Annotated in this window: 11 protein-coding genes; 2 read left to right on the forward strand and 9 right to left on the reverse strand. The window is 72.6% G+C overall.

The window, feature by feature from the left end; all coding sequences use genetic code 11:
• The first annotated feature begins 18 nt into the window (after positions 1-18).
• Entirely contained in the window at positions 19-891 is an 873-nt protein-coding gene (locus ABD343_RS13000) for a LysR family transcriptional regulator (protein ID WP_344527415.1), read from the forward strand.
• Here ABD343_RS13000 and ychF read toward each other — a convergent pair whose 3' ends face one another.
• Positions 892-1,980 (reverse strand): redox-regulated ATPase YchF, encoded by a 1,089-nt coding sequence (gene ychF / locus ABD343_RS13005; protein WP_344527417.1) that lies wholly within the window; start codon positions 1,978-1,980, stop codon positions 892-894.
• A 197-nt stretch (positions 1,981-2,177) separates the two neighbouring features.
• On the opposite strand from ychF, the gene ABD343_RS13010 reads away from it, so the two are divergent.
• Positions 2,178-2,927, forward strand: a complete 750-nt coding sequence (locus ABD343_RS13010) for a DUF6542 domain-containing protein (protein WP_344527420.1) — start codon at positions 2,178-2,180, stop codon at positions 2,925-2,927.
• Positions 2,928-2,995: 68 nt separating this feature from the next.
• On the opposite strand, the gene ABD343_RS13015 is transcribed toward ABD343_RS13010, so the two are convergent.
• The 8 genes from ABD343_RS13015 to ABD343_RS13050 all read right to left on the reverse strand — a co-directional run bounded on the left by ABD343_RS13015 (position 2,996) and on the right by ABD343_RS13050 (position 16,420).
• Positions 2,996-3,784, reverse strand: coding sequence for an AfsR/SARP family transcriptional regulator (locus ABD343_RS13015; RefSeq protein ID WP_344527422.1), 789 nt, complete (start codon positions 3,782-3,784; stop codon positions 2,996-2,998).
• Between the two features lie 849 nt (positions 3,785-4,633).
• A complete protein-coding gene (locus ABD343_RS13020) occupies positions 4,634-5,425 on the reverse strand; it encodes an AfsR/SARP family transcriptional regulator (protein ID WP_344527424.1) in 792 nt (263 codons plus the stop codon).
• Positions 5,426-5,580: 155 nt separating this feature from the next.
• Positions 5,581-6,423, reverse strand: a complete 843-nt coding sequence (locus ABD343_RS13025) for an ABC transporter permease subunit (protein ID WP_344527426.1) — start codon at positions 6,421-6,423, stop codon at positions 5,581-5,583.
• Positions 6,420-7,355: an ABC transporter ATP-binding protein gene (locus tag ABD343_RS13030; RefSeq protein ID WP_344527428.1), complete on the reverse strand. Its 936-nt coding sequence runs from the start codon at positions 7,353-7,355 to the stop codon at positions 6,420-6,422. Before ABD343_RS13030 ends, ABD343_RS13025 begins: the two co-directional genes overlap by 4 nt.
• Complete coding sequence (locus ABD343_RS13035) at positions 7,355-8,347, reverse strand: LLM class flavin-dependent oxidoreductase (RefSeq protein ID WP_344527430.1); 993 nt, start codon at positions 8,345-8,347, stop codon at positions 7,355-7,357. The genes ABD343_RS13030 and ABD343_RS13035 overlap by 1 nt, the downstream gene beginning before the upstream one ends.
• Positions 8,347-11,151 carry a DUF4135 domain-containing protein gene (locus ABD343_RS13040; RefSeq protein WP_344527432.1) on the reverse strand — a complete coding sequence of 935 codons (2,805 nt, stop codon included), beginning with the start codon at positions 11,149-11,151 and terminating at the stop codon, positions 8,347-8,349. The genes ABD343_RS13035 and ABD343_RS13040 overlap by 1 nt, the downstream gene beginning before the upstream one ends.
• A complete protein-coding gene (locus ABD343_RS13045; protein WP_344527434.1) occupies positions 11,148-13,340 on the reverse strand; it encodes a peptidase domain-containing ABC transporter in 2,193 nt (730 codons plus the stop codon). The genes ABD343_RS13040 and ABD343_RS13045 overlap by 4 nt, the downstream gene beginning before the upstream one ends.
• On the reverse strand, positions 13,337-16,420 hold the full coding sequence (locus ABD343_RS13050; RefSeq protein ID WP_344527436.1) for a type 2 lanthipeptide synthetase LanM family protein: 3,084 nt from the start codon (positions 16,418-16,420) through the stop codon (positions 13,337-13,339). The genes ABD343_RS13045 and ABD343_RS13050 overlap by 4 nt, the downstream gene beginning before the upstream one ends.
• Positions 16,421-16,461 lie beyond the last annotated feature (41 nt).

The raw sequence follows: 16,461 nt of genomic DNA on the forward strand, positions 1-16,461 counted from the left end.
CGGCGATAACCTGTGGGCATGGTCGAACTGGAGACACGCGAGCTGGAGTACTTCCTCGCCCTCGCCGACGAGCTGCACTTCGGCCGGGCCGCCGTCCGCCTCTCGATCGCCCAGCCCGCGCTGTCGAAGGCGATCCGCAGGACCGAGTCCCGGCTGGGCGTATCGCTGTTCGTCCGCGACAGCCGCCATGTCGAACTCACCCCGGCCGGGGAGGCGTTGCGCGAGCACGGACGGCACGCGCTCAACGCGGTCGCCGCCGCCGTCCAGCGCACCCGGCGCGCCGCCGAGCCCCAGGACCACCTGCGCCTCGTCCTCAAACCGGGCGGCGACGCGGGCCTGCTCTCCGGCCTCCTCGCCGCCTACGCCGACCGGCCCGACGCCCGCCGGGTGGACCTCCTCTTCAGCGGCCCCGCCGACCGTACGGCCTTCCTCCGCGAGGGCCGCGCCGACGTCGGCCTCCTCTACGCCCCGTTCGACGATCTCGACGGGCTGGCCCACGCCACGCTCCACACCGAGGACCGCGTGGCCATCGTCCCCTCGGGCCACCGCCTGGCGGGACGCGCCTCGATCCGCATGTCCGACCTGGCGGGCGAGACTCTCCCCCGCTGGAAGGGCGTCCCGGGCGGCGACGGCGACGGCCCCGAGGTCGCCGACGTCGTCCAGCTCCTCCACATGGTCACCGCGAACCGCATGATCGCGGTCCTCCCCCGCTCCCTGGTGACCCCGACCCCCGACACCCTGACCACACTCCCGGTAACGGACGCCCCCGCCAGCCACCTGGTCCTGGCCTGGAACGCCCGGGACGACCGCCCCTTGGTCCGCGCCTTCGTGAGGGCGGCACTCGGAGAGAACGGGAGCGGGGCCGGAGCCGGGCCCGGGGCGGCCGAGTGATCAGACGTTGAAGCGGAACTCCACCACGTCCCCGTCCTGCATGACGTAGTCCTTGCCCTCCATGCGGGCCTTGCCCTTGGCTCGGGCCTCGGCTACCGAGCCGGTGGCCATGAGGTCGTCGAAGGAGATGATCTCGGCCTTGATGAAGCCCTTCTGGAAGTCGGTGTGGATGACTCCGGCGGCTTCGGGGGCCGTGGCGCCCTTCTTGATGGTCCAGGCGCGGGCCTCCTTGGGGCCTGCCGTGAGGTAGGTCTGGAGGCCGAGGGTGTCGAAGCCGACGCGGGCGAGGGTGGCGAGGCCCGGTTCGTCCTGGCCGACGGTCTGGAGGAGCTCCAGGGCCTCGTCCTCGTCCAGCTCGGCGAGGTCGGACTCCAGCTTGGCGTTGAGGAAGACCGCCTCGGCGGGGGCGATCAGCTCGCGCTGCTCCTGCTTGAAGGACTCGTCGGTCAGCTCGTCCTCGTCGACGTTGAAGACGTAGATGAAGGGCTTCGTCGTCAGGAGGTGCAGGTCGTGGAGGGGGGCGGCCTGCTCCGTGCCCTGGCGGATGCCCGCCGCGAAGAGGGTGCGGCCCTCCTCCAGGATGGCCTTCGCCTCCTGGACGGCCTTGACCTCGGGCTGCTTGTCCTTCTTGACCCGGGCCTCCTTCTCCAGCCGGGGCAGGACCTTCTCGATGGTCTGCAGGTCGGCGAGGATCAGCTCGGTGTTGATCGTCTCGATGTCGTCCTTGGGCGAGATCTTCCCGTCGACGTGCACGACGTTGTCGTCCTTGAACGCGCGGATGACCTGGCAGATCGCGTCGGACTCGCGGATGTTCGCCAGGAACTTGTTACCCAGGCCCTCGCCCTCGCTCGCGCCGCGCACGATGCCCGCGATGTCGACGAAGTCCACGGTGGCGGGCAGGACGCGCTGGGAGTCGAAGACCTCGGCGAGCTTGCCGAGGCGGGCGTCCGGGACGCCGACGACGCCGACGTTCGGCTCGATGGTGGCGAACGGATAGTTGGCCGCGAGCACGTCGTTCTTGGTCAGGGCGTTGAACATGGTCGACTTGCCGACATTCGGCAGGCCGACGATTCCGATCGTGAGCGACACGTGGCGACTACTTCCCGTTTTCCATGGCGAGGGGTGCTGAGTGGACGGCCACCCAGTCTACGGGCGGGCCGGCGGTGGCCGCGGGGCGACCGGTGAGGGGGCGTGCGGTGAAGACGCGGAGGCCTGACGGTGGCGCGATCGGGGACATCGCGTGTCCATGACGGCCGTACACCGCACGTACGGCCTACCGTGGCTTGGTGGAGCAACGCAGCGCGCGCACGACCCAGCACGATCCGCGAGAGCGGCGGCCCGCGGCCGCGCCCGGAGAGGGCCCGGAGGAGGGGCGCGCCCCGCGCAGGCCGTACCGAAAACCCCGGCTGCCCCGCCCCACCGACTCCGAGCGCGTACCGGGGGCCGCCGAGGCCGCGGCCGGGCCGCCCCCGGCCCGTTCCGGCCGCCCGCCCGCCCCGGGGAACGCCCGGAACGCCCACGCCGGACGCCCCGCGGGCGAGGCCGTCTCCGTGCACCGGGCGCGCGGCGCCTCGGCCGGCCCGGCCGCCTCGCCGCTGGCCGCGAAGGCCGCCGCCGTGCTCGCCAAGCTGCCCGCGCCGCGGCTCACGGGGCTCGGGACCGGGGTCTTCGCGGGGCTGCTGATGGCGCTGTGGGGATGGCTGGACAGCCTGCTGTTCGACGCCTCGCCCGACGTCTACGGCGTCTTCTTCGTGCTGGTCTGCGTCGCCGCCGCGCTCTGGGTGCGGCCCGCCGAGCTGTACGCGGCGCCCGTCGCGGCGCCGCTCGCGTTCACGCTCGGCCTCTTCTGCGTGGGCGGGCCCGGCGACGGGATCGCCGGGCAGCTCCAGAACGTCTTCACGAACCTCGCGCTGCACGCGGGGTGGCTGTACGGGGGAACGATCGTGGCGGCCGTGCTGATGGTGGTGCGTCGAGTGGTGCTGCTGAACACCACTCGCCGCAACCGCGCCGCCCGCCGACGCGGCCAGGGAGCATAGAAGGGGCCTCGAAGGGTCCCCGGGCCCCCGGCAGCGCCCAGGTAGCGCCCAGGTAGCGCCCCGGCGCCCTACGACAGCAGCGGCTGGGCCTCCGTCGTCCGGGCCGGGAGCTCGCCGTCCGGGGCCAGGGCGTGGGCCGCGACGAGGCGGCGGGCCTGGTCCCCGTTCCAGTTGAGCGCGGCGAGCTGCATCGCCTCGACATGGGGCGGCAGGCCGAGCCCCAGATCGTCCGCGAAGAGCCGCTGGCAGCGCTTGATCACGCTGAGCGCGCTCGCCGCGTCGCCGTGGATGCAGTGGACGGCGGCGAGCAGCTCCCACAGCCGCTGCCGGTAGGGCGCCTCGGCGATGGCGCTCTCGATGCGCAGGGACAGTAATTCGGTCCGGTCGGCGAGGATGCGGGCCGCGAAGAGGTCCTGGAGGGCGTCGAAGCGGGCGTTGTTCAGCCCGGCCACATGGGCGTTGAACCAGCGGGTGGGCGGCAGCTCCTGGCCGAAGGGGCCGCGCCACAGGGCCATGGCGTCCTCCAGCGTGGTGACGGCGCGGGCGGCCTCGCCGCGCAGCAGCATGTTCCGCCCGTGGCGCGCGGCCAGGGTGAAGCGGGGGAGGTCGAACTCGTCGGGGTCGACCTGGAGGCCGTATCCGCTCCGGCCGCCGCGGAAGGTCTTGAGACGGTGACTGAGGCCTGGTCCGGCCTCGTCGAGACTGCGGCGGAGTCCGGTGAGGTGGCTGCGGATGTTGGCGGTGGCGGACGCCGGGGGGTCGTCCCACAGCAGCTCGGAGAGTTCCGCGACGCCGATGGTCTGGCGGGGTCGCAGGAGGAAGGCGGTGAGGATCGCGCGCCTGACGGACGAACCCATCTCGTCGATTCCCCGGACTTGGAGCGGACCAAGAATCTTGAAGAGCATGTACCCGTCTCTTTCAGATCTCATCGGATCGTGGGGCGATGGCGCCCCCTCCGCGCGAGCGGGTGGGGCGGGGGAAGGCGACGTTCCGCGCCGCACGTACGCACGGCCGGCTCGGGGGAACGTCGGGACATCGCGCCGGGGGACGGAGATCCAGGGAAAGAGAGGTCCTGGTCTGCACGCGCGGTCCGGTGGCGCCGCGGGGGCGCCCTGGGTGGTGCTGGTGCCTGGTGGCCGTCAGGCGCTAGGAGGCCGGATCCTGGCCTCGGACGCGGCTCTCCGCGGGGACGGACCGGAACTCCCGCCCGGGGCCTTCGAGGCGCTCCCGGAACGGCGGACGATAGGGCTTCCGCACGGCTGTCTCCTGCTTGGTCAAGGCGTGGAGGGCGCGGCAGTTCCGCTTCTTCGCACTGTCCCCCCGTAGACAATGTTAACGGTTTCACGGAACACACATGTTGTCAACGGATACCTGTGGGGAATGCGTGAAGCATGCGCCGGAATTCCTTGTTCCGATTACCGGAACCACCCCCCGGGGGTACTACTTGAGAGTCAGCAATAACGAATCCCGCGAAAAGAACCCGTTATCCAGTAACAGTGTCGTCACGAAGAACGGCGCTGGTCCACGCGCTGATCCAGGTCTGTCCGAAGCGCGTCAGAGGGGTCGGCGCGGGAGTGCCACACTCCGCCGGGACCCGGCGGGGAATTACGCGCCCTTATCGGCGGTGTGAGCGCATTCACCGGAACCCGCCGGTAATTGAAAGAGGAAAACGGATTTCCCGCACCGGCGCGGGGTAATTCCACGGGTCAGGAAAGGGACGGCTCTTGCGCGGCGACCAGGCGCCGCGCCTCCGCGCCGTCCCAGTCCAGCGCCGCGCGCTGCATCGCCTCGACGCGGGGCGGCAGGCCGAGCCCGAGATCCTCGGCGAAGAGCCGCCGGCAGCGGCCGATCGCGCTCAGCGCGGACGGGGCGTCGCCCCGGACACAGTGGACGGCGGCGAGCAGCTCCCACAGCCGCTGCCGGTACGGCGCCTCGGCGACCGCCCGCTCGATGCGGTACGCGAGCAGCTCGGTCCGGTCGGCGAGCACGCGGGCGGCGAAGAGGTTCTGGTACGCGTCGAAACGGGCGTCGTTCACCCCGGCGACATGGGCGCTGAACCAGCGCGTGCGCGGCAGGTCCCGCCCGAAGGGCGCGCGCCACAGGTCCAGGGCCTCCTCCAGCACGGTGACGGCCCCGTCCGGCTCGCCGCGCAGCAGCAGGGTGCGGCCGTGCCGCGCGGCGCGCGCGAAGACGTGGAGGTCCAGCTCGCCCGCGCCGACGCACAGGCTGTACCCGCCGCGCCCGCCGCGGTACGTCCGCAGCCGGCTGCTCAGCCCCGGGACGGCCGCGTCCAGGCTGCGCCGTACGCCCGTCAGATGGCTGCGGATGTTCGCGGTCGCGGAGGCCGGGGGCTCGTCCCAGAGCAGCTCGGCCAGCTCCGCGGTGCCGACGGTCTCCTGGGAGCGGAGCAGCAGCGCGGTGAGCAGCGCCCGCCGCGTCGGCGAGCCGGTCTCGTCCGTGCCCCCGATCCCGAGCGGACCAAGAATGGTGAACAGCATGTTCCCGTCCCTCTCGTCTCTCCGGGAAAGCCCGGAGGAAAGAGCGCTCACGCCGCGGGCGGGACGAGGAACGCGGCGGCTCTCTTGACTGTCTCTTTACCGTTCCACCCGGGGCCCGGAACTGTCAACGGGCGATCACCGCACGGGAGTTACGGTCACGCGTCCCTGCGCCGTATCGCCGCGTACCCCGCGATCCCCGCGAGCAGCGCCCAGGCGGTCAGCACGGCCATGCCGCTCCAGGCGTTCAGGACGGTGCCCGAGGGCGGGTCCTGGTAGAGGGCGGCGTCACCGGCCGCGTCGGGGAGGAACTGGGCCGCCTTCTTCACGCCGGGGATGTTGTTGAGGATCGTCGAGAGCATGAAGAACAGGGGGATGAGGATCCCCAGCGTGAGCGCCGAGCTGCGCAGCACGGTCGCGAGGCCCATGGAGAACACGCACAGCAGCGTCGTGTAGAGCACCGCGCACACCAGGGAGCGCGGCACGCCCTCGCCGGAGAGCCCCACGTTCCCCTCGCCGCCCAGGGCGAGCTGGGTCGCAGAGAAGCTCACGCCCACGGTGACCAGGGAGGCGGCGAACGCCGTCGCCGTACCGGCCAGCAGCTTCGCGCCGAAGAAGACCGAGCGGCGCGGTACGGCCGTGAGGGAGCAGCGGATCGTGCCCGAGGTGTACTCGCTGCTGACGGTCAGCACGCCGAAGGCGACGAGCGCGAGCATGCCGAACCGCAGCCCGCTCAGGCCCGTCGAGACCGGGTCGAACCGCGCGCGTTCCCCGGCGCTCATCCCGTCCAGGGAGTTGCCCATGAAGAAGCCGGTCAGCAGCCCGATGGCCACGCTCAGCGCGGCGAAGAGCGCGAGGCACCACACGGTGGAGCGCAGGGTCCTGATCTTGACCCACTCCGCCGACACCGCCGCGGCCAGGTCCGCGCCGGGCGCCGGAACATCTGCCTCCGGAAGGCCCGCCGAACGCCCCTTCTGTTCCCGTACGTCCGCCGCCGTCATCGGTCCACCCCCGGCATCGCCGCCATGTCCCCCGCCGCGCGGAACTCCACCGCTCCGGCCGTCAGACGCATGAACGCCTCCTCCAGAGAGGCCGTCTGGGGACTGATCTCGTACACGGTCACCTGATGCGCGGCCACGAGCGCGCCCACCGTCTCCTGCGTCGTCCCGGAGGCCTCGACCGCGCCGTCGGGGCCGTCTTCGGTACGGATGCCCTCCCCGTCGAGGACCGCGCGCAGCCGCTCGGGCTCCGGTGTGCGGATCCGGATGAACGAGCGGGAGTTGCGGGCGACGAAGTCGTCCACGGAGCACTCCGCGAGGAGCCGCCCCTGCCCGATGACGACGAGGTGGTCGGCGGTCTGCGCCATCTCGCTCATCAGGTGGCTGGAGACCAGGACCGTACGGCCCTCGCCCGCGAGCCGCCGCGCCAGTTCGCGGAACCACACGATGCCCTCGGGGTCCAGGCCGTTGGCCGGTTCGTCGAAGAGCAGCACGCGGGGGTCGCCGAGCAGCGCGGCGGCGATGCCGAGGCGCTGGGACATGCCGAGCGAGAGCCCGCCCGCGCGCTTGCCCGCGACGCTCGCGAGGCCGACGGTCTCCAGGACCTCGCCGACCCGCGCGTCGGGGATCCGGTTGCTGCGCGCGAGGCTCAGCAGATGGGCCCGCGCGGTCCGCCCGCCGTGCGCCGAGCGGGAGTCGAGCAGGGCGCCGACCGTGGTCAGGGGGCGCGCGTGGCGCTCGTAGGGTCTGCCCTCGATCAGGACGCGTCCGGAGACCGGCCGGTCGAGGCCGAGCACGGCCCGCATGGTGGTCGTCTTGCCCGCGCCGTTGGGGCCGAGGAATCCGGTGACCCGGCCGGGCTCGACGCGGAAGGAGAGGTCGTCGACGGCGACGGTCGTGCCGTACCGCACCGTGAGTCGCTGGACCTCGATCATCACTGTTCACCCCCTGTGCCGCCCGGCTGGGGAGCGGCTTCCAGGATCTCTCCGAGATCGCGTTCGGCGGCGCGCACGCCCTTGGTCAGCGCGACGCCCGTGGCGTTCAGCACCACCTCGTCGACACCCAGCGCGCGGTACTCGTCGAGCCGCGCGTGGATCTCCTCGGCGGTGCCGTGGAGGAACACCCCGCCGTCCACCAGCTTCGCGGCGTCCTCCGTGCTCCCGTCGCCGTCCACGGCGATGCCGGAGCGGCGCAGCGCCTCCCGGTAGTGCGGGGCCCGGAGATGGGCGCCGCAGGCGGCGTGCGCGAGTTCGGCGGGCGTACGGCCGGGGCCCGAGAGCCCGACGGGGACGTACGCGGCGACGTGCGGCGGCCCGCCCCCGGCACGCCCCTCGGCTCCCTTGCGGAGCGCGGGCAGCAGCGTCTCCCCCAGGTACGAGGCGCTCGCGAGCCAGGTGACGGCAGTGTCGGCGGTCTCCCCGGCCAGCAGCGCCATCCGCTCCCTGAGCACGCCCAGGCCGACGAGGACGCGGGGCGCGGGCAGTTCGACAAGCCGGGCGCTCGTGGCGAACTCCGCGCCCGTCACGTCCGTCGGGGCGCCGCGGAGCAGTCCGCGCACGATACGGACGTACTCGCGCACGGCCCCGAGCTGGCTCGCGTACGGCCTGCCCAGGAACGCCCGCTGGCCCGCGATCCCGCCGGGCCCGAAGCCCGCGACGACCGACCGCCCGGTGGCCAGCGCGACGGAACGGGCCTCCACGGCCGCCTGGTACGGGGAGCGGAGCGGCATGAGGGACACGCCGAACCCGCTGCGGACCCTGATCCCCTGCCCGGCGAGCCAGGCCACGAGGTGGTGGCTGTCCACCGCGAGGCCCTGGCCCTGCCACAGGCGGTGGGCGCCGGGCCGCTGCGTCAGCAGCGCGAACGGCACGGCCTGTTCGGGCCGGGTGAGCTGGGGCGGGAGCTGGAGCGAGAACCGCATCGGCATCAGCCCTCCACGGTGAGGGCGACCGGCACGGGCAGCGCCGGGACCCCCTGCTCCGTGGCGGCGTGCAGCAGGAGATCCGTGTCGCCGACACCGGCCCAGCCGAGCATGTAGCCCAGCAGTGAGGAGCGGCCCCGGGCGCCGGTGAAGAAGCCCCGCGTACGGGCGGTTCCGAGGACGTCCTCCTGGTACGCCCGCGCCCGCTCCAGCAGCGCGGGCTCGCCGAGGAGCCCGGCCGCGGCGATCAGCGACTGGACGACGCCGCTGCTGCCGTGGCACACGGACAGGTCCACGGGCCGGTCGGCGGGCAGCCGGGTCGCCCTGGCGACCAGGGCCTCCAGCCGCCCGCCGGTGAGCTGGTCGCGGCGTCCGGCGGTGGTGAGGATCTCGGCGGCGGCCAGCAGTTCACCGGCGGCGCCCTTGCACCAGCCGTGGTGCGGGGTCTCCTCGCCGTCCTTCCAGCGGGCGAGCAGCCAGTCGGCCGCCTCCTCCGCCGCGGACGGGACGCCGAGGACCCGGCCCGCGCGGGCCGCCGCCCAGTGCAGGCCGAGGCCGCCGTGCGCGACGTCGTACCAGGCCTCCGTGCGGGGGACGTCCCGGTGCGCGAGGGCCAGGTCGGCGAGCGCGCCCAGCCGCCCGGAGCCGAGCGGCGGTTCGGCCCCGCCCCTCTCTCTGTGGGAGAGCAGCACCATCAGCGGCCCGGCGGGGCCGTTCGCGAGGTCGGTGACCAGGTCGCCGGAGGCGTCGCGCTCGGCGGTCCGCTCCAGGATCCGCTCCAGCCAGGCCGCGTCCAGCTCGCCGGGGCGGGTCAGCAGCCGGGAGGAGGCGCCGGTGAAGACGGACTCGGCGGTGTCCATGAGGAACGCCTCACGGAATCCGAGGAGTTCGCCCAGACCGCGTTCGGCGGCGTCGGCGGCGGGGCGCAGCCCGGCGTCGTGCCCGGCGGCCCGGGTGAGGAAGGTGGCGATCCCGCCGAAGTCGTGGAACGAGACGAACTCGCCCGCGCACACCGTGGGGACGCCCCGGTCGGGGCCGATGCCGCCGATCCAGCCGGACACCGCGCCGTCGGGTCCCTCGTGGACGACGCTGAGGTCGTCGAGCGTACGGGCGATTCCGCGCCACCACCCGCCCGGCCGTACGGCGTCGAGGGCGTCCCCGCCGAAGACGCCGTGCGCGGAGAGCCCGGCGGGGCGGTCGTCGCCGAACAGCTCGCTCAGGCACTCCTCCAGCAGGAACCGGTGGTAGCGGTCGGAGCGGGCGCCGTTGAGGGCGACGCCGAGGCGGGCGGCGTCGGCCGACGGCATCTCGAAGAAGCCGGGGAAGCGGGCGTGGTGGGTGGCCAGCTCGACCGCGTCGGAACGGGCGAGGAAGAGCGGCACGTTCCCGGTGCCCAGCGCCGCCCGCTCCTGCTCCATGACGAACGCGGAGGCGGCGGGCGGCACGGTGTCCGGGGACTTGGCGAGGATCCGCAGCAGCCGGTCGGCCTCCGCCTGGTCCGCCAGGTAGGAGGGGTGGGTGGCGGCGTCGAGGAAGCGGCCGTAGACCATCGTCGGCCGCAGCACGGTGCGGACGGGGAAACCGGCGTGGGCGTCGAGGATCTTGTCGACGGCGTCGCTGCGGACGAACGCGAGCGCGTCGGCGCAGCCCGCGGCCATCGCCTCGAAGTGGTCGCCGGCCGAGAGGCGGGCCTCGCCGAGGCGCGGCACGTTGTCGCTCTGCTCGATGAGGACGGGCTCCCAGCTCACCCCGATGCCGTCCGACTCGCGGTCGAGGACGACGGGCCGCTTGAGCTTGGCCGACTCGGTGGGCGTGACGCTCGCGCCGGACAGATCGACGTCGAAGTGCGACTGGGGGTTGGCGACCGGGAGGAGCATCGTGTGGACGACGGAGAGCTTGAACTGGTTCGTCAGGGTGGAGAGGAACGAGGGCTCCGGCGGGGCGATGTCGGCCCGCAGCATCGTCTCCGTGTCGAGCAGGCAGGGGTGCTCGCCGCGCGCCGTCAGGTTCTCGTGGTGGAGGTCGCAGGCGCCGATGGCGCTGAAGAGCGCGCAGAGCGCCCCGAACCGGTAGAAGTAGCGCTCCACCTGCTCGGGCTCCGTCATGGCGCCCGCGACAGCGAACTCCTGCCAGCCGTGCGAGCCGACGGTGACGGAGCGCGGTATGCACTGCTCCAGGGAGTGCGTGAGATACGGGCCGGCCGCCGCGTAGAGGTCCCGGACGAAGCGGTCCGCCTCCAGGGCGCGCGGCTTGAACGCCAGCCTGGTGCCGTCGGTCAGCTCGACGATGAGGACCTGGCGGTTGTCGTTGTGCGCGTCGGAGCCGGTGGCGGTGGCCCGCGCGATACGCGCCTCGCCCGCCGGTCCCGGGCCGCTGAGCAGGCCCGCGGCGCGCAGCTCCGCGCGGTCCTCGGCGAACGCCGTGAACATCTCGGCCCAGGCCTCGGTCATGTTGCGCAGGACGGTCGTGAAGCGCCGCTCGTAGACGGGGTACGTGTCGAGGATCCGGCGGCAGACGGCGGGGTCCGCGAGGTGCCGCTCGAATTCCCGCAGCGCGGTGTCACTCTCGGTGCTGAACGGCATTCCGCGCTCCTCGCGGAAGGCGTGGAACTCGCCGATGAGCATGCGGAACGAGCCCTCTTCGACGGTGAGGACCAGCGTCGCCCAGATGCCGTCCAGCATCTCCTCGACGCGCTCGGGCGCGGTGACCGCGGATATCCGCTCGCGCAGCGCGTCCTCGACAGTTCCGCGGGGGGCGAGATGGAGATAGAACGGCCGGAAGGCCGGTATCGAGACTTCTGGTCCTGTCATGTCGCCTCTCCTCCAACGAGAACGTCGACGGTCTTGTCGGGGTCCGTGTAGAGGTCCGCGTAGACCGCGCCCGTGGCGAGGAGTTCCGCGTGTCCTCCCTGCTCGACCACGCGGCCGCTCTCCAGCACGTAGATCTGGTCGGCGGACTTAATCGTGGAGAGCCGGTGCGCGATGATGATCTGGGTCGCGCCGATTCCCTGGATGATCTCCGAGACGCGCCGTTCGTTGACGGTGTCCAGCGAGGCGGTCGCCTCGTCCAGGAGCAGGATCGAGGGGCGCTTGAGCAGCGCGCGGACGATGGCGAGGCGCTGCCGCTGGCCGCCGGAGAAATTGGCGCCCATTTCCGAGACCACGGTGTTGAGCCCCATGGGCAGTTCCTCGACGAAATCGAGGATGCCGACGCTCTCGCAGTATTCCCGGACCTTCTCCACCGAGATGTCCTGGCCCAGCGTGAGGTTCTCCAGGATCGTCCTGTTGTGGAGGTGGACCTCCTGTGGGATGTAGCCGATCCGGCGGCGCAGCGCGTCCTTGTCGTACTCGTCCATCGCGTGCCCGCCGAACGACACGGAGCCGCGCGTCGGCTCGTAGAGGCCGCACATGACGCGGCCCAGGGTGCTCTTCCCCGAGCCCGAGGCGCCGACGAGCGCGATCTTCGCCCCGGGCTCGATGTCCAGCGAGACGTCGCGCACCACGAAGTCGCTGTGCTGCGTGTAGCGGAAGCTGACGTCCTGGAGCCGGACCGAGGTCGAGGGGAGCTTCGTGCGCGAGCCGCCGCGCGATTCCGAGGGGGTCTTGGCGATGTCGTTCAGCCGCGCCATGTAGCGGGTGACCTCGGCGACCTCGGTGAAGGTCTGGAATATCGAGTTCGACAGCGCGAAGTACGTGGCGGACACGGCCTGGACGGCGATTCCCGCGCCGAGCGAGATGTGTCCGTGGCTCACGAAATAGAGGCTGCACAGCAGCAGCAGCATCGGGCCGAACATCTGCGTCGTGGTCGTCACGCCCGAGATCCAGCCCTGCTGGAGCCGCATCCGGGACTTCATGGCGTCCAGCGACGAGGCGTAGCTCTCGCCCCAGCTCTCGATGAACTCCCGTGAATAGCCGCCCATCTTGATGTTCGGGATCGACACGATCGCGTCGAGCTGCGTGGACTGGCTCTTGCTGAGGTGCGCGATCTCGGAGTCGACGGCCTCGGCCACCCGCTGCCGGGTGCGCATCAGATGGAGGGCGTTCAGCAGGAACAGCACGGTCGCTATCAGGCCCAGCCGCCATTCGACGACGAGCAGATAGATGTTGACGCACACCAGGGTGCCGACGTCGAGGATTCCCTGGGCGACGCGCGAGGAGAGCAGGTCGCGGATGGAATTCACGCTGTTCAGCCGGAACAGCAGCTCGCCGGGTTGTCGCGTGGCGAAGAATCTGTAGGGCAGGGAGAGCAGTTTGGTGAAGACGTGCGTCATCAGGTGCTTGCCGAGCAGCGCGACGACCGACGACAGCACGAAGATCCGGACGATCTGCAGCAGGAAGTACGCGACCGCCACGCCCAGAACCGCGCCCAGCACGAGCATCAGCCCGTTCAGGTCGTCCCAGCGCCCGCTCTCGTCGACGGCCCACTCGGTGAGCATCGGGATGCCGAGCACCGCCCCGTAGCCGCTGAAGGACAGCAGCGCGACCAGGGCGATGCGCTTGCGGGCCCCGTCCGCGAAGAGCGGGATGGAGCGCCACTCGGCGAGCGGCTTCTGCTTGAGGCGCTCGAAGCGCGGGCCGGGTTCGGCGGAGACCACGATGCCGCTGAACCCGGCCTCCAGCTCCGCCCTGCTCAGCCGGCGCCGCCCCACGGCGGGGTCCATGACGACGGCCTTCCTGCCGTCGAACTTCTCCAGGACCAGGAAGTGGTAGTCCTCCCAGTAGAGGATCACCGGCGCGGTGAAGCGCTCCAGCGCGGCGACGCTCTTGGCGCGGAAGAGCCGGGTCTCCATGCCGCGGCTGCGCAGGAACCGCGAGAGCTGCCCGGCGCTGAGGCCGTCGCGCCCCGCCTCCATGTCGCGCCGGACGCTGGAGATGTCCTCGGCGCGTCCGTAGTACCGCAGGAGCGAGACGCAGCAGCACAGCCCGCACTCGGTCTGCGTGACCTGCGTGACGGTGGGCAGCCTGCGCGCGTGGGCCCGGCGGGTGAGGGTGGGACTCATATCCGGCGCTCCTCCACTGCGAGGGTGACGGGCGAGACGCGCAGGTCCGGGTCGAGCCGGTTGGCGAGGTGCAGCGCGACGCCGGACGAGCCGACCATGAGGCTGCTGGTGTGCGCGTAGCGGCTTCTCGGGTCGGCGAGCTTGCGGCGGAAGACCTCGGGGGTGAGCCAGGCGCGCTCGACCCGGGTGAGCGCCGCGCGCAGCCGCCCGCCGGGGTCGCCCGTGGCGCGGATCAGCTCGCGCAGGATGTCGTGGTTGCCCAGGTCGCCGTGGCACCAGGTGACGTTGCGGCCGAAGCCGTCCCGCAGCACGTTGCCGACGGCCGTCTCCCGGGCTCGCAGCGCCTTCTCGTCCCCGCTCAGCGCGGCGTACGCGGACAGTCCGAGGGCGATCCCGGCGGAGCCGTGGCACCAGCCGGTGGAGAACTTCGCGGTCGTCGCCATGTTGGTGAACCAGTCGCCCGCCTCCGCGTCGTAGAAGGCGCCGAGCCGCTCGTGGAGCCGCTCCAGCACGTCCTCGACGGCGGCCCGCCCGTCCGGCAGGTACGGGTAGGCGCGGCTCAGCACGGCGAGCAGGCCGCTGACGCCGTGCGCGTAGCCGGACTGGCCGAGTTCGGCCGGGTGGCGGTCCGGGCGCAGGGCCCCGGTCAGCAGCGCGGTCAGCTCGGCGACGGCGCCCTCGGCGTGCGGCCCGCCGATCGCCAGCACGCAGGAGAGCACGCCCGCGAGGCCGCTGATCACGTCCGGCGGCAGTTCCTCGGGCGGCTGGGCCCGCACCTGGTCGAGGACGAGGGGCAGGGCGCCCTGGGCGGCGCCGGTCCACTCGTCCTCGCCGAGCAGCCGTCCGGCGGCGGCGAGCGCGAAGAGCGTCCCGGACAGTCCCGTGTAGGCCGCGTATCCGGCCTGCCGCACGCTGCGCGCCTCGTACGTGTGGCCGGAGAGGATGTCGGCGACGGTGGCGAAGACCTGGCCCGCGAGGCCGCGGCAGGCGTCGTCGCCCCGCACCCGGGCGCCCGCCGCGAGGGCGAGCGCGGGTCCGGAGCGCCCGGTGTAGAGGTCGTAGCCGAGCACGGTCGGCGGCCAGGGCCGGTCGATCTCGGCGGACGCGCTCGGCCCGACCCACGTACGGGGCAGATGCCCGAACCGGTCGGGCAGCGAGGTGGCGAGGAGGTTCTCGCAGACGCTGTCGAGCAGCAGCGCGAGCCCGGCGTCGTCGGCACCGCCCGCGCGCCCGGACGGCTCGGCGGTCGGTCCGGCGGACGGCTCGGCGGACGGCCCTGACGGCCCTGACGGCCCGGACGTCCTGGCGCCCGCGAGGTGGTCGTCGGGGAAGCGGGAGGCGAACGCGGAGTGCAGGAGCCGGAGCTGCTCGCCCAGCCCGAACTCGGAGAGGCCCTCGGTCTTCGCCAGGGCCGTGGCCAGCGGTGACTCGTCGAACTCCGCGCCCGTCGGCGTCCCGTCGCCGTCCTCCACCGCGACGCCCGTTGCGGCGACGGTGAAGTACGGGACGTCGCGCCGCGCGAGCTGGCGCAGCTCGGACAGGACGAGGTGGCGCGAGGAGGTCTTGCTGGCGATGGCGATCCGCTTGAGCAGCGCGAGGTAGGGCGCGTAGCCGTCGAGGGCCCGGGGCCCCGAGGTCATGCGCAGCGTCTGCCCGTACAGCAGCGTCGGGTTGTGCACGTAGCGGACGCGGATGCCCGCGGCGGTCTCCCGCAGCAGCGTGCGCCAGCCCTCCTTGTCGGCGAGGACCGCGCGGTAGACGCGGCTGAACCCCTCGGCCATGCGCGCGCCGAGCGCGAAGGTCTCCTCCTCGGTCAGCGCGTCCACGACGGTCTGCCGCGACTGCCCCTGCGGCGCCTGGAAGGCGAGCCGCATGCGGTCGGTGTACGGGTCGAGGAAGCGGACGGTCTTGAACGGCGAGCTGCCGTGGCCCTGTCCGCCGAGGAAGCCGAGATCGACATGTCCCGCGGCCCCGTCGCCGTCGTTCTTGCCGACCATGACGAGGGGCAGGATGCCGATGCCGTAGATGGACTGCCCGAGCGTCTCGTACGCGTTGCCGGGCGTCTCCGGCGTCGGGCCCGCGTGCAGCCGCGAGGGGTGCAGGATCGTCTCCAGGTCGACGGGGACGGGGCCGCGCCGGGTGGGGACGATGTTCTCGAAGTGCATGTCGCGGGCGTTGAGCAGGTAGAGCACGGCGGCCAGTTCGCCGCTCGCGTGCAGGAACTCCCCCGCGGCGTCGGAGACGTCCTCGGAGGGGACGAACTCGACGTACCCGTACCCCTCCCGTTCCAGGACGGAGGCGGCGGCCAGCGCGGTGCCGTACCGCGCGTTGAGGCGGCCGGCGAGGGCGGCGTACGCGGCCTCGCAGGAGACGTCCCTGGGCTTGTAGACCAGCCGCTTGCCGGAGGAGAAGACGAGGACGGAGACGCTGCGCCCGCGGTTGTGGACGTCGCCCTCGGAGAAGCCGCAGGAGACGACGGGGTCGGTGGGCCCGATCCCGAAGGCCCGCGCGAGGTCGTCCCGGTCGGCGCGCAGCCGCTCGCACAGCTCCCGCACGCTCTCCGCCTCGTACCGCAGCACGGTCCGCGTCAGATCGCGCAGCACGGGGAACGACAGCCCGCTGACCTCCTCGACGGACGTACGGGCGACGCGCGCGGCGAAGTCGTCGTACCGCGCCTCGGAGCTGCCCCCCACGAGCAGTCCCTCGGCGCGCGCGTGGTTGAGGGCCGCGACGAGCGGGCGGGTCCACAGCTCCCGTATCCGGCCCTCGGCCCGGCCGAGCACCTGGCGCAGGGTCGCGCGCGGGTCGTGGAAGAGACCGTCGCCGGGCCCCAGCGGACGGGCGTCCGCGACGGACGCGGCCACGGTCCGCGTCACGTGCTGGAAGGGGTATTCCTCGGGCTCGGCGAGCCACTCGTCCACGACCGCGCGCGCCGCCGCGTCCGGCCCCGGGGGCGCCGGTGACGGCTCGTCGGCACGGAGGGCGCCGGTGATGTCCCCGTCCCACTCCGCCAACGGCGCGATGGTCTCCTCGACTTCCGCGCTGTCGAATTCCGGATAGTACGTGGCTGGAGATGTCACTGTGTTCTCGCTCTCCCTCTCCGCGCGAATTTTCCGGCATG

The sequence above is a fragment of the Streptomyces albiaxialis genome (assembly GCF_039530985.1).
GTDB lineage: Bacteria > Actinomycetota > Actinomycetes > Streptomycetales > Streptomycetaceae > Streptomyces > Streptomyces albiaxialis.